Source organism: Zobellella maritima (genome assembly GCF_003075035.1).
GTDB classification, from domain to species: Bacteria; Pseudomonadota; Gammaproteobacteria; order Enterobacterales; family Aeromonadaceae; genus Oceanimonas; species Oceanimonas maritima.
In genome coordinates this window covers 1,825,497-1,838,503 of the sequence record NZ_QCZE01000001.1, presented here as the reverse complement: position 1 = coordinate 1,838,503, position 13,007 = coordinate 1,825,497, and the positions used below count along the sequence as shown (strand labels likewise).

Annotated in this window: 11 protein-coding genes; 4 read left to right on the top strand and 7 right to left on the bottom strand. The window is 58.3% G+C overall.

Annotated elements, in window-relative coordinates; translation table 11 throughout:
* The first annotated feature begins 591 nt into the window (after positions 1–591).
* Entirely contained in the window at positions 592–1,050 is a 459-nt protein-coding gene (locus DCS96_RS08510) for a YMGG-like glycine zipper-containing protein (protein WP_116473860.1), read from the top strand.
* Positions 1,051–1,172: 122 nt separating this feature from the next.
* Positions 1,173–1,772 carry a transglycosylase SLT domain-containing protein gene (locus DCS96_RS08505; RefSeq protein ID WP_116473859.1) on the top strand — a complete coding sequence of 200 codons (600 nt, stop codon included), beginning with the start codon at positions 1,173–1,175 and terminating at the stop codon, positions 1,770–1,772.
* 265 nt (positions 1,773–2,037) lie between these two features.
* Here DCS96_RS08505 and dsdA read toward each other — a convergent pair whose 3' ends face one another.
* From dsdA to cysK, 6 genes are all read right to left on the bottom strand, one after another.
* Positions 2,038–3,393, bottom strand: a complete 1,356-nt coding sequence (dsdA, locus tag DCS96_RS08500) for a D-serine ammonia-lyase (RefSeq protein WP_116473858.1) — start codon at positions 3,391–3,393, stop codon at positions 2,038–2,040.
* 95 nt (positions 3,394–3,488) lie between these two features.
* Complete coding sequence (locus DCS96_RS08495) at positions 3,489–4,844, bottom strand: alanine/glycine:cation symporter family protein (protein ID WP_116473857.1); 1,356 nt, start codon at positions 4,842–4,844, stop codon at positions 3,489–3,491.
* 161 nt (positions 4,845–5,005) lie between these two features.
* Positions 5,006–7,033, bottom strand: coding sequence for a tRNA(Met) cytidine acetyltransferase TmcA (locus tag DCS96_RS08490; protein WP_116473856.1), 2,028 nt, complete (start codon positions 7,031–7,033; stop codon positions 5,006–5,008).
* Entirely contained in the window at positions 7,033–7,314 is a 282-nt protein-coding gene (locus DCS96_RS08485) for an HlyU family transcriptional regulator (protein WP_116474574.1), read from the bottom strand. The genes DCS96_RS08490 and DCS96_RS08485 overlap by 1 nt, the downstream gene beginning before the upstream one ends.
* A gap of 71 nt (positions 7,315–7,385) precedes the next feature.
* Positions 7,386–7,895, bottom strand: coding sequence for a PTS glucose transporter subunit IIA (gene crr, locus DCS96_RS08480; protein ID WP_116473855.1), 510 nt, complete (start codon positions 7,893–7,895; stop codon positions 7,386–7,388).
* A gap of 704 nt (positions 7,896–8,599) precedes the next feature.
* The gene (cysK, locus tag DCS96_RS08475; RefSeq protein ID WP_116473854.1) at positions 8,600–9,568 is read right to left on the bottom strand and encodes a cysteine synthase A; all 969 of its coding nucleotides are present in this window, start codon (positions 9,566–9,568) and stop codon (positions 8,600–8,602) included.
* Positions 9,569–9,786: 218 nt separating this feature from the next.
* On the opposite strand from cysK, the gene DCS96_RS08470 reads away from it, so the two are divergent.
* Both DCS96_RS08470 and DCS96_RS08465 read left to right on the top strand, forming a co-directional pair.
* Positions 9,787–11,295, top strand: a complete 1,509-nt coding sequence (locus tag DCS96_RS08470; RefSeq protein ID WP_232818205.1) for a L,D-transpeptidase family protein — start codon at positions 9,787–9,789, stop codon at positions 11,293–11,295.
* 133 nt (positions 11,296–11,428) lie between these two features.
* Complete coding sequence (locus DCS96_RS08465) at positions 11,429–11,974, top strand: DUF882 domain-containing protein (protein WP_116473852.1); 546 nt, start codon at positions 11,429–11,431, stop codon at positions 11,972–11,974.
* Positions 11,975–11,976: 2 nt separating this feature from the next.
* Here DCS96_RS08465 and cysZ read toward each other — a convergent pair whose 3' ends face one another.
* Entirely contained in the window at positions 11,977–12,741 is a 765-nt protein-coding gene (gene cysZ, locus DCS96_RS08460) for a sulfate transporter CysZ (protein ID WP_116473851.1), read from the bottom strand.
* Positions 12,742–13,007: the final 266 nt, after the last annotated feature.

The window sequence follows — 13,007 nt, the reverse complement described above, 5'->3', positions numbered from 1 at the left end:
TGTTCCGAACGGTAGCTCACCAGCGGCAGTGACTGGATTCCGCCAAGCAGGCCCTCCTCGCCAGGGCCGGAAAATGCTCCTGCCGTTCCGGCATTCCCGCCATCCCTGGCGGTCAGTAGCGCGGCGGAGCCCCCAGGGATGAGTCTACGGCGTGCCTGCGTGCGCGCCCGGTCGAGGTAGCACTATTAAATCAGTGAATTAACGCTTTTCGCTGCCTGTAGATAGCGATGGTCAGGCGTAACATCTGCTGTGGCGAGGCCTTGTATCCGTATTGGGGGATGGGCTTCGCCACGCGCACTGCGCCCTGGATTTTGCGTTTATTTTATTAACTATCTGATTTTAAAGTGAACTAATTTGGACAGGGGCCTTAATCCAATACATGAACCGGATTGATGGACAGATCCTGTCGGTGGCCAATGGGCATGAGGGAGAGTGAATCCGCCCGTTTTTTTCATGAATTTTTAATAAATACAACTGGTTGCTCAGATATGGAAGAGAGCTGGTGTCATTTGGGAAAGGCAGCTGTGCTGGCCAGATCTCCGGTTTTTCGTATAGTAATGCTCAAGTTTATCGGCACAATTGAGAACCTTTATGCTGAAGCAATATATGAAACCCTATGCTCTGGCCCTGCTGGTGGGAGCCTCCCCGGTGATGGCCTCTGAAACCCTCAATACCATTATCGGCGGTGGTGCCGGCGGTGCCGCCGGGGCCCTTATCGGCCAGCAGCTGGGGGGCAACACCGGCGGTCTGGTCGGGGCTGCACTGGGCGGCGCCGCCGGTGGCGCGGCGACCGCCGATCGGGGAAATAAAAACGAAGCCGGCCTGGGCGGCGCCGTCGGCGCCCTCAGTGGCGCGGCTATCGGTAGCAGTGTAGGCGGGCAACAGGGCCAGCTGATCGGTGCGGGTGTCGGTGGCGCAGCCGGTTCGGTGATCGGTGCCAGAACCGGTGATGGCCATGAGTCCAGGAGAGAAGTGCACCATCACCACCATTACCACAAGAAGCACAAACACAAGCACAAGCATAAACACTGGCATCATGACGACGATTGAATCATGAGTTGAGCGGCCTTTCGGCCGCTCTTTATATATCCGCCATCGCAATGCTGCCGCCCTGGCAATCAGGACTCGGACAGGGCACTATTTAGCTATCCACTTCCCTGACGTTCAGCCTTATGTTCCATCCATGTTCCCCTTTTCTCCTGCTGGCCGTGGTCATGCTTGCCGGCTGTGCCACCTCGCCACCCCGTAACCCGGAAGATCTGTGTGCGATTTTTGAGCAGCATGAAAGCTGGCACAAGGCGGCGAAAAACAGCCAGGAAAAATGGGGCGTGCCTGTGCATGTGATGATGGCGACCATGTATCAGGAGAGCTCCTTCCGCCACGATGCCCAGCCACCCATGCGCTATTTCCTGTTCATTCCCTATGGCCGCGCCTCCAGTGCCTATGGCTACCCCCAGGCGAAGGACGAAACCTGGGCCGATTATCAACGGGAAAGCGGCAACGGCTGGTCCAGCCGGGATGACTTCGATGATGCCATCGACTTCATGGGCTGGTACATGAGCAAGACCCATAGGCTGAACGGCGTGTCCAAGTGGGATGCCTATGGTCAGTATCTGAACTATCACGAAGGCTGGGGCGGCTACCGCCGGGGCAGCTACCGGCGCAAGGGCTGGCTGCTCAAGGTCTCGCGCCGGGTGGATAACCGTGCGCAGCGCTACGCGAAGCAGTATTGGCAGTGCAAGGACGACTTGAACAGCGGCTGGTTTGGCTAAGGAGCGGCCCTCGATGCCGCTACCTTCTGTGTCGTACCTAGGTGGCTATGCGACTTTTCCTAAATAACTGGTGCAAATACCGCTACATTTCGAGGCAGAAGTCAGGATTCGATAAGCAGACCCTCTGCGCCATGGCCGGAAAATGCGCCTGCTGTTCCGACATTTCCGCCATCCATGGCGGTCAGATGCTACGACGGAGCCCTCAAGGGTTGACGGCGAGTCTGCGTTCGAGCCTGATTTCTGTAGCACAATTGGGAACAACTATTTAGTCGGCCTTGGTACCCTGGGCCAGGTAGCGGGCCATTTCTTCCGCCGGCACCATGCCGCCGCCTGTGGCCCAGACGAGATGATGGGCCTGAGCCATGATCTCCGGAGTCAGGCCCAGGCGAGCCCGGTAGCCCTGGGTCTCCTGCAGTACCCGCGCCATGCCGGGCATGCCGGCGAGCGCGGATGGTTCTAGGCGGATCCCTTCTTGGCGGGCGAGCAGCCCAAGCAAATCCAGCATTTCCTGATCGCTCAGGGTGTAATAGCCGTCCAGCATGCGCTCCATGGCCCGCCCGACAAAGCCCGAGGCCCGCCCCACCGCCAGGCCGTCGGCAGTGGTGATATTGTCTATGCCGATATCCTGTACCGAAATCCGGTCATGCAGGCCGGTATGCACCCCCAGCAGCATACAGGGAGAGTGGCTGGGCTCGGCAAAGATGCAGTGCACCGCATCTCCGAAGGCCAGCTTGAGGCCGAACGCCACGCCGCCCGGGCCGCCGCCGACGCCACAGGGCAAATAGACAAACAGCGGATGCGACTTGTCCACCTTTATGCCTTGTTGCTGCAGCTGGGCCTTTAACCGCTCGCCGGCCACCGCATAGCCGAGAAACAGGCTGGTGGAATTCTCGTCATCGACAAAATGACAACGGGGGTCCGTCGCCGCTTCTGCCCTGCCTTGTTCGACCGCCACCGAGTAGTCGGAGGCATACTCCAGTACCTGGACGCCATGGCTGCGGAGCTTGTCTTTCTTCCACTGACGGGCATCGGCGGACATATGAACGCTGACCTTGAAGCCGAGCCGGGCGCTGATAATGCCGATCGACAGCCCCAGGTTGCCGGTGGAGCCGACGGCAATTGAATATTGGCCGAAGAAACGGCGAAAGGCATCGCTGTCCAGGCAGGCATAGTTGTCGTCCAGGCTCAGCAGGCCGGCCTCCAGTGCCAGCCGTTCGGCGTGTTGCAACACTTCATAGATACCGCCCCTGGCCTTGATGGAACCGGAAATGGGCAGCTGGCTGTCCAGTTTCAGTAGTAAACAGCCGGGCAGTTCACAGCCATAGCGGGCGGCCAGTGCCTGCTGCATGGCGGGGATGGCCTGCAGCGGTGACTCGAGCATGCCCTGGGAGGAGCGGGTTTCCGGGAAGGTCTGGCAGAAATAGGGGGCGAAGCGGGCGAGACGCTCGCTGGCCTGTCGCACCTCATCCGCCCCCAGGCCGACATGGGGCAGGGCCTGCTCAATAGAGGTCAGCCCCGGGTTGAACCAGCTGACATCACGCAAGGCGATAAGGTCATTGAGCAGGGGGAATTGCCTGCAGAGGTCGGCAACCTGTTCTGGGGTATAGGTGGGATGAGTCATGGGATATCCTGCGGTGTAAAGAGGCAGGCATCATTATTGCTGTTCCGGCCGGGCAAGGGCAAGGGGGATGGGCACTGCCTATCCCCCTCCGATCGTTACTCTTTGCTGACCGGTGTCGCCTTCTGGCTGGCGAAGTATTCCTTGGTCACCTTGAATACCACCGGGCTCAGCAGCGCCAGGGCGATCAGGTTGGGAATGGCCATCATGGCATTCAGGGTATCGGCCAGCAGCCAGATTAATTCCAGCGACTGGGTCGCACCTATCGGCAGGGCCAGCACCCAGGCGATGCGGAACGGCACTATCGCCTTGACCCCGAACAGGTACTCCACGCATTTTTCACCGTAGAAGCTCCAGCCCAGTATGGTGGTGAAGGCAAAGACCGCCAGCGCTATGGTCACTATGTAGTCACCGTTGGGGATGGCGGTGGCAAAGGCCATGCTGGTCAGGGCGGCGCCGGTTTCTCCGCTGGTCCAGCTGCCGCTGACGACGATGGCCAGGCCGGTGATGGAGCATACCACTATGGTATCGATAAAGGTGCCCAGCATGGCAATCAGCCCCTGGCGCACCGGGTTGTCGGTCTTGGCGGCGGCGTGGGCGATAGGCGCACTGCCCAGGCCGGCCTCGTTGGAGAAGATACCCCGAGCCACACCGAAACGGATCGCGGCCCAGACTGCGGCGCCGGCGAAGCCCCCTTGAGCGGCGACCGGGCTGAAGGCGTGTTCGATTATCAGCATAAAGGCGGCGGGGATGGCGGTAATATTCACCGCCAGCACCAGCAGGCCGGACACAAAGTAGGACACCGTCATCAGGGGGACCAGCTTACCGGCCACCTGACCGATCCAGCGGATACCGCCGATCAGCACGGCGCCGACCAGCACCATCAGTACTATACCGGTTGTCAAAGTGGAGGCACCGAATGAAGACTCCAAGGCATGGGCCACCGAGTTGGCCTGTACCGTATTGCCGATACCGAAGCCGGCCATGGCACCAAATACGGCAAACAGCATGCCCAGCCAGGCCCACTTGGGACCCAGGCCGTTCCTGATGTAATACATGGGCCCGCCCACATGGTCACCAAGCTTGTCTTTTTCCCGGTATTTGACCGCCAGCACGGCCTCCGAGTATTTGGTGGCCATCCCCACCAGCGCGGTCATCCACATCCAGAACAGGGCACCGGGACCGCCCAGTATGATGGCGGTGGCGACACCGGCGATATTACCGGTACCTATGGTGGCGGACAGGGCGGTCATCAGGGCGTTGAAGGGAGACAGCTCGCCTTCCCCCTTTTCCGCCTTGGTGAATAACAGTTGAAAGCCCATTTTCAGTTTACGGATGGGCATAAAGCCGAGGCCCAGCTGCAGATACAGGCCTATCCCCAAGATACCGACCAGCATGGGAACACCCCATACCACGCCGTTAATCGATGAAAGTATTGATGTTAACAGTTCCATCTGACAGCTCCCTCGATGCTAGATGTTTAATTCTTCCTTAGCGTAGACTCGTTTGAGCGATTTTCATATGGCGAAAAGCGGAATAACCCTGTGTTTGACGCCCTTTGATTACTCGGCCTTGGCCAAGGCCGAGACGCCGGCCATGGAACAGCCTCTCAGCCTTATGCGTCGGTCAGCAGACGTTGAAATACGGCTCGTAGCCGGCTAACCACGGCTTTTTTACCCGCCAGCCCAAAGGTTTCTGCCAAGCGTTCAAGACGTGAGCCCGGCTGGAGGGCCAGGCGCAACAGCTCGCGCTGCGATGGTGTCAGGGCGCGGGCGAGGGCGTCCTGGCCGGCGAAAAAACGAGCCAGGGCCGGTTTATCGGCGCTAAAGTCCCGGTGAGCGAAGGCGAAGCCTTGGGCGATCAGCCTGTCATTAGCCGGGGTTGTTGCCGGCATGGCAGGGGGGAGCCGAGAGCGCAGGTCTGCCGGCAAGCCGGAGAGGACATCTTGCAGGAAGTAACCAAGATTGGCCTGGAACTGTGCCTGCCAGCCCGGCAGATGATGTTGTCCGGCCGGGCTGAGCGGCGTCAACATCATGGCGGCATGATGACCGCTGACACCGTCGGCCGTCAGCCCCAGACGCACCAGTGAGAAGCCATTGTGTTGCCAGAAATGCAGCAGCTCGGGGGTGGCGCCAAAGCTGGCGCCGAGGAAGTCCAACTGACCGGCATAGTGTTGTTTCAAGCGGGTCAGCAGCTGTGAGCCAAGCCCCTGACCGTGACGCCGGGGGTGCACCACTATGCGCATGATGCGGCCATAGTGCATGCCGGTGGCTTCGGGCAGGCCACCATGAAAGGCCAGGGACTGGGGCAGCAGGTGGCCACGGGGTCGGCGCTGGCCACGCCAGACTGCCTGTCCCAGTGCCGGATCCAGCCCGCCTTCTCTGACAATCAGCACGGCGGCCACCGGGATATGGTCCTGGCTGGCCAGCACTATCTCGGTATCGGGGGCATCCAGCAGATAGCGCAGATCACTGGGGCTGGTCTGGTAATGGGCCAGGGTAAGCAGGCCAAACAGTTGATTGAGCAAGGGTTCGTCTGTGGCCACTTGGGCTTGATCCAGCCAGCGAAGTTGCAGTCGTCCCTGCTGTGGAGGGGAAACGGGATCCGCATCCAGGGCGAGCAGGCGAAATGTCAGGGGTTCCAGCGGATCCCGGTGGCTCCAGCGGGCCGGGGTCGTTAGCCGGTAGCTGCGCCAGCCAGGAGCCAGGCTGTCGAGTCGCTGCTGGAATTTAAGTTGAAACCCCAGTCCTGTTCCTTCGTAGCCATGTTCTGTCGTGGCAAAGATGCAGCAGTAGTGCTGTGTCATTCGGGTCAGCATGGGCACCGGGATGGCGGCCGCCTCATCGATCAGCAGGATATCGGCCGGGGGGAGGGTATCGAGCAACAGGTCCGGGGCGATAAAATCCAGTGCACCCCGGGCATGTTCCCGGGCCTTGGCCGCGGCTCCCGGATTGGGTGCGGTCAGCAACAGACGCAGCCCACCGGCCGCCAGCTTGTGTGCTGCCAGTCCCAACAGGCTGGACTTGCCTCGGCCCCGGTCGGCGGTCAGCACCATCATCTGCCGTCGCCGGGCTGTTGTCAGCAGCATGGCCAGCGCCCGGCGCTGATCCGGGTTCAAGCAGCCGTGCCCGTCTTTCCGTAGCTGCCAAGGGTCGCCGGTCAGGAGGGGCAAAGCGGGGGGCTGTGTCTGTTGTCGCCACAGCAATACCTGCGGATCGGATAATAACACCTGGCAAAAACGGCGGATAAAATGGCTGGTCAACCCCCGGGCCTGCTCGCTCAGGGCCACATAACGCCCGAGATCGGGATCGGCAAAACGGGGCCAATCATCGAAGGGGGGGCAGAGCAGCAGGGCAATACCGCCGGCGGCCAGGCAACCGAACGCTGCGCCGAAGGCATCCGGGTGCAGGCCGCTGTAGGCGTTAAAGGTCAGGCTGGGGTATTCCCGGCCCAGATAGTGTCCGACCTTATTGGCGGGAAGCGGGTGACAGTCTTCGGGACCTTCGCCCAGCCACAGGCCCTGGTCGTCGGCCAGCTGCCGGGCGGTGTCGATGGCCCACTGCCGGTCGCCGGCCAGCACCAGCAGGCGTCGTTCGCCACTAAGTTTGAGGGCATGGCGCCATGCCGACCAACCGGGGGGCATCAGCCGAAAATCCGTTCACCATTTTCATCGATCACCCGCTTGGCCTTGGCAACCATCAGCTCGGCGGCCAGTTCGGCACTGGGCAGCAGATCCGAACGGATCAGCAGGTATTCTCGGGGTTGTTGGTCGATGACCTTGACGATACGGCCTTGCAGGCGGTACTGACCGCCTTCGGCCCTGGGTTCCGGGTAGATATCGAAGCCTTGATAGCTGACGGTCTCAAATGCGGGGGTGCTTGGGGTTTGCTTGGATTTGCCCAGGTTCTTTAGCCAGTTAAACATCATGAACTCCAACATATGGCCGATAATAAGAAGGCACCGGCCGGCGCCTCCCCATGATCATTGGCAGGCCATTATTTTTTAACGCGAAAGACCAGATCCTCGGCCAGGGTCACGGCACCGCTCAATTTGTGCAGCTCTTTTACTTCGTCCATATTGGAGATAACCACGGGCGTCAGGGTCGATTTGGCCTTGGTTTCCAGCAGCGCCAGATCGAATTCGATAATCGTGTCCCCTTTCTTGACCTGCTGGCCTTCTTGGGCGATACGAGTAAAGCCCTCGCCCTTGAGTTCGACGGTGTCGATCCCAAAGTGGACAAACATTTCCAGGCCTGAGTCGGACTCGATAGAGAAGGCATGATTGGTTTCAAAGATCTTGCCGATGGTGCCGTCACAGGGGGCGACCATCTTGTTGCCACTGGGTTTGATGGCGATGCCGTCGCCGACAATTTTTTCGGCAAACACTACATCGGGTACATCTTCGATGGCCACAATTTCCCCGGACAGGGGAGCATAAATTTCGATACCACTGGTTTCATTGCTATCGTCGGAGACCAGTTTTTTCAGTTTATCGAACAGACCCATAGTGTTAGCTCCTGGAGTGATATAGCGGATGATAATAACAGACGGCCTTTCCATTGTTAAAGAGGTAAGCTTGGCTGGATGCTGGTTGGCCATGGGACAATGGATATCAACGGATAGACGATCATAGGCCTGTTGAGACCATTTTTACATGCGCGGACTGAAAACAGTGATGCTTTATACCAAACAGATTAAATAATTGATCTATTTGATCGCTCTGAAAGGTCGGACAAATGGCCAACTCCTCCGACACGCCATGCATACCATCCATGTAGGCTCCGCCGCGCCATCCTTGGCGCGGAGGGTCGGCGGAGCAGATCCCTTTATCCCCCTGAAGCCAAGGAGTTGCCTGTCGGCGTCGTCTACAGACAACTCGGTGCTTGAAAAGAAGTAACAGAGATCGACTACCACGACCGGGAAATGCCATGGATGGCATTTCCCGAGCCCTTAGGGGGCAGCTTGCTGCCTGCATCAAGTTTGGTGATGGACCAAACATCCAGTGAATGTTTGCCGTCATCGCCAAACGCAGATGGCCCTGGCCCATGGCGTGTCGTGGGAGCTGGCTGTGTTGCCTCTGATCTCGGGTTTTAGAATGATCAGATGTTTATTCAATTTGGTATTAATCCAGGGGGGGGATGGAGCCGCCCTGCAATCAAGCAAAAGGGCGCCATTCGGCGCCCTTCTTCGATAATCTTCCGTATCGGATGTTACTGCTGCAGTTCCTGATCGGTGAACAGGCCCTGGAACAGGGCGGTGCTGAGATAGCGCTCGCCGGAACTGGGCAGGACAACCACTATGGTCTTATCGGCAAATTCCGGCAGCTCGGCAATGCGGTTGGCGGCCACCACGGCGGCACCGGAACTGATCCCGGCCAGGATACCTTCGTCCCGCATCAGGCGCTGGGCCATGTCGATGGCTTCTTCGCTGGTCACGCGCTCGACCCGGTCGATCAGCGACAGGTCCAGGTTGCCCGGAATAAAACCGGCGCCGATGCCCTGAATTTTGTGGGGGCCAGGCTTGATGTCTTCGCCGGCCAGGGCCTGGGTGATTACCGGTGATTCAACCGGCTCTACCGCCACGGAGGTGATGGCCTTGCCCTTGGTGTTCTTGATATACCGGGACACGCCAGTGATGGTGCCGCCGGTACCCACACCGGCAACAAACACGTCGATCTCGCCATCGGTGTCGTCCCACACCTCGGGTCCGGTGGTCTTTTCGTGGATCTCAGGGTTGGCCGGGTTGTTGAACTGTTGCAGCAGGACATATTTTTCCGGAACCGATTCTGCCAGCTCCATGGCCTTTTCGATGGCCCCTTTCATGCCCTTGGCACCGTCGGTCAATACCAGGTTGGCACCCAGTGCCTTGAGCAGCTGGCGACGCTCCAGACTCATGGTATTGGGCATGGTCAGGGTAATGGGGTAGCCACGGGAAGCGGCGACAAATGCCAGGGCAATACCGGTATTACCACTGGTGGGTTCGATAATTTCCTTGCCGGCGACCAGTACGCCGCGTTTTTCCGCGTCCCAAATCATGTTGGCACCGATCCGGCATTTAACACTGAAGCTGGGGTTGCGACTCTCAACCTTGGCCAATACCCGGCCTTTGGAGACCCGATTCAGTTTTACCAGAGGCGTGCGACCAATGGTCAGCGAGTTATCTTCAAAAATATTGCTCATTGTGGCTATCCCTGAGGTTCACAGTGTCTAATTACTATGTCAGCTTAATCATTCTTTGAGGAATGAGAAGTGACGATTTGTTATAACAATATGTTATTAAATACTAAAATGATATTCCCATAATAATTTTTGTTCGGTATCTGTGTTCCGGTGGGGAATGGATGGTTGTCCCAGTCAGCGACCGCTGTCGGGCAATGCCAGGCGCTTGGACGATACTTATGGTGTGGTTAGTCGCGAAAGACAGGAACAAGATGCATGGTCTGAGGTGTGGATGGGTATGGTTATGCCTGATACTGGCTATCCCCGGGGCCGGGGCACAGCAATGGCAGGAAGTGCCGGAGAGCCGGGCACAGTTGCATCAGCTGGGTCTGGAGCTGGCCCTGGCCGATGTCCATCCGCAACTGACCCTGTGGTGGCAGCAGGCGGCCCTGCAAGCCGGCGGCAATGATGCCGACAACCAGCTGCTGTTGGGCATTAGTGCTTTCTGGCGCCATTGGCAGGGGATGAGCCTTGTCGAGCGGCAGCATCTACAAACCCGTGATGCGCCCTTGGTGATAACCGAACTGGACCGGGTTGCCCTCGAGCTGGCGAGTGAACAGGGCCAGCTGAACGTGCTGGTAGACGGCCTGATCCCCGATTATCCCGACTATGACAGTTTCAAGCGACAACTAGAGCATTTGCTCGCGCTATCGGATCAGCCGTGGCCGGTATTGCAAAAACCGACCCTGCGCCTCGGCGAGCGTTCGGCCCAGGTGCCCCTGCTGCGGCAACGGTTGATATTGTTGGGGGATCTGGCCACTCAGGCCGATCCTGACTCCCCAATTTATGATGCCAAACTGGAGCAGGCGGTGCGTTATTTTCAGCAGCGTCATGGTCTCGAGGTCGATGGCGTCGTGGGCCCCCATACCTATGCCTGGCTCAACGTGACGCCGGTCAATCGGGCCCAGAAGCTGATACGTGGCATGCTGCGTACCCTGATCGCCGATACCCTGGCCCCTTCTTATCTGGTGGTGAATATTCCCGAGTATCGGCTGCGTTTGTATCAGGACAGGATCCAGATGCTGGAAAGCGATGTCATCGTCGGCACCGACAGCCGGAAAACCCCGATTATGGTCAGTGAAATCACCAATGTGGTGGTCAACCCGCCCTGGCACGTGCCCAGATCCATCCTTGAAAAGGATATCATCCCCAAGCTGCAGCGGGATCCCGGTTATATCCAGAGAGAAGACTTCGATGTGCTGGACAGGAGCGGCCGGGTCGTACCCAGTTGGGAATGGCAGGAGCGACTGTTTAGTGGATTTCCTTATGTGCTGCGGCAGCGGCCGGGCAGTAAGAGTGCCCTGGGCGCCTACAAATTTCATTTAACCAACAGCAATGCCATCTACCTGCATGACACCCCGGTCAAACGGCTGTTCAGCCAGGACAGCCGAGCCTTCAGTTCCGGCTGCGTGCGGGTTGCGGAAGCGGAGCAGCTTGCCTTGTGGTTGCTCGGGGACAAGTGGAATCCCGACCGCTTGGCCAGGTTAAGGGCGACCCTGCGTACCCGCTGGCTGAAGGTGTCCGCACCTTTGCCGGTATTGATGGTGTACTGGTCCGGTTGGCCGGGAAGCGACGGTCTGCCTCGTTTCAGGGATGACATTTATGGTTTTGATCAGGGGCTGCTCGACCCCTTTTCCCGGGAGCAGACTCAGCCGTTACCACTACCTGTAAATCGGGTTTCTTTATAACCAAATGGTGTTGATTGCTTTAGCTCATTTGGTTATTTTCTCGCCTCTGGTTATGTTTTTGTTTAATAAACAGGCTCGTTTGAGGCAGCACCTCGCGAGCCTGTTGTGTGTATTCACACTCAAGGGGGATTAAATGCTGCATTCCGACCTGAACCGTCGACGTTTTCTGCTGGGATTGGGCGGACTTGGGCTGGCGTCCGTAGTACCGGGAAAGGCCCTAGCCAGTTATTCGGCACCCGAACGCAAGCTGAGCTTTTATAACCTGCATACCGATGAAAAGGTCACCGCCAGTTTCTGGGAGGATGGACGTTATCTCGACGAGGGGTTGGCAGCCTTGAACCATGTGATGCGTGACTTTCGCCAGAATGAGGTGCATCCCATCGATCCCAAGCTGTTTGATCAGCTGTTTGTGTTACAGCACAAACTGGGCAAGAAGGGCGAATTCCAGATCATTTCCGGCTACCGTTCGCCCAAGACCAACAATATGCTGAGAAAAGCCGGCGGTGGTGTCGCCAAGAAGAGCTACCACATGCAGGGCAAGGCCATCGATCTGCGCCTGCCCGGTGTTCAGTTAAAGCAACTGCATAAGACGGCCCTGTCACTCAAGGCCGGTGGTGTTGGTTATTATCCCTCCGACAACTTTGTACACCTGGATACCGGTCCGGTCCGCAGCTGGTAACACTATTCCCTTAACATGGGCTGGCGATAGTGATCTACCCAGAGCGCGGTGGCCCCGCAAATGGCCACCGGCATGATCAGCAGGTTCACCAGCGGCAGGGCGGAGCAAAGTGCAACGCCGGCGCCAAAACTCCAGGTCAGGCCGCGTTTCTCCGCCAATGCCCGGCGCATGCGGGTAAAATCGATTTTGTGGTTATCGAACGGATAGTCGCAATACTGGATTGTCATCATCCAGGCGGTGAACAAAAACCACAACACAGGGGCCAGGGTCTGGCCCAGGGCGGGGATCAAAAACAGCAGCAGGCAGCCCAGGGCCCGGGGCAGATAGTAGGCCAGTTTGCGCCACTCCCGGCCCAGCATGCGGGGAGTGTCCTTGATCAGAGAGGCCCAGCCACTATCGTGGAGGCGTTCGCCGGTCAGCTTCTGTTCTACCCGCTCGGCCAGCAGGCCGTTGAATGGCGCGGCCAGCATATTGGCGATCGTGGTGAATATCAGCGAGAACACGACAAGCACACTGATGATGGCCAGCGGCCATAGCAGGTAGTTCAGCCATTCCAGGTAGCTGGGTATACTCTGGTTCAGCCAGTCAAACAGGCGTTCCAGTTGCAAATACAACATGTAAAAGGCGGCACCAAACAGCAACAGGTTGACACTTAACGGGATCAGCACGAACAGGCGCAATTCGGGTGAACGGACCAATGACAAGCCCCGGAGCAGGTAGTGGGGGCCGCTAATAGGGGCGGCCATCCGGTGAGCAGACGAAGACATCAGGACTCCAGTGGTTAAAGGGGAGCACCATTCTAGCCATCTTTAGCCGGACTGCCGAGTCCGGATCCGCTCATTCGTCTATCTCGCGCAGCCTCTTGTCGCATGGCCGCGGTGGTGATTGACTCGGCGGCTATTCAAACCGGCCAGCCTCACATGGGGGAGGTTAGCCCGCGATTTATCCAACTGGTCGACTTTATGTTGATCCCGGTTATCTTTACCCCTTGTCAAATAAGCAGGGTAAACTTACCCTTGGTGCTGATATTTGG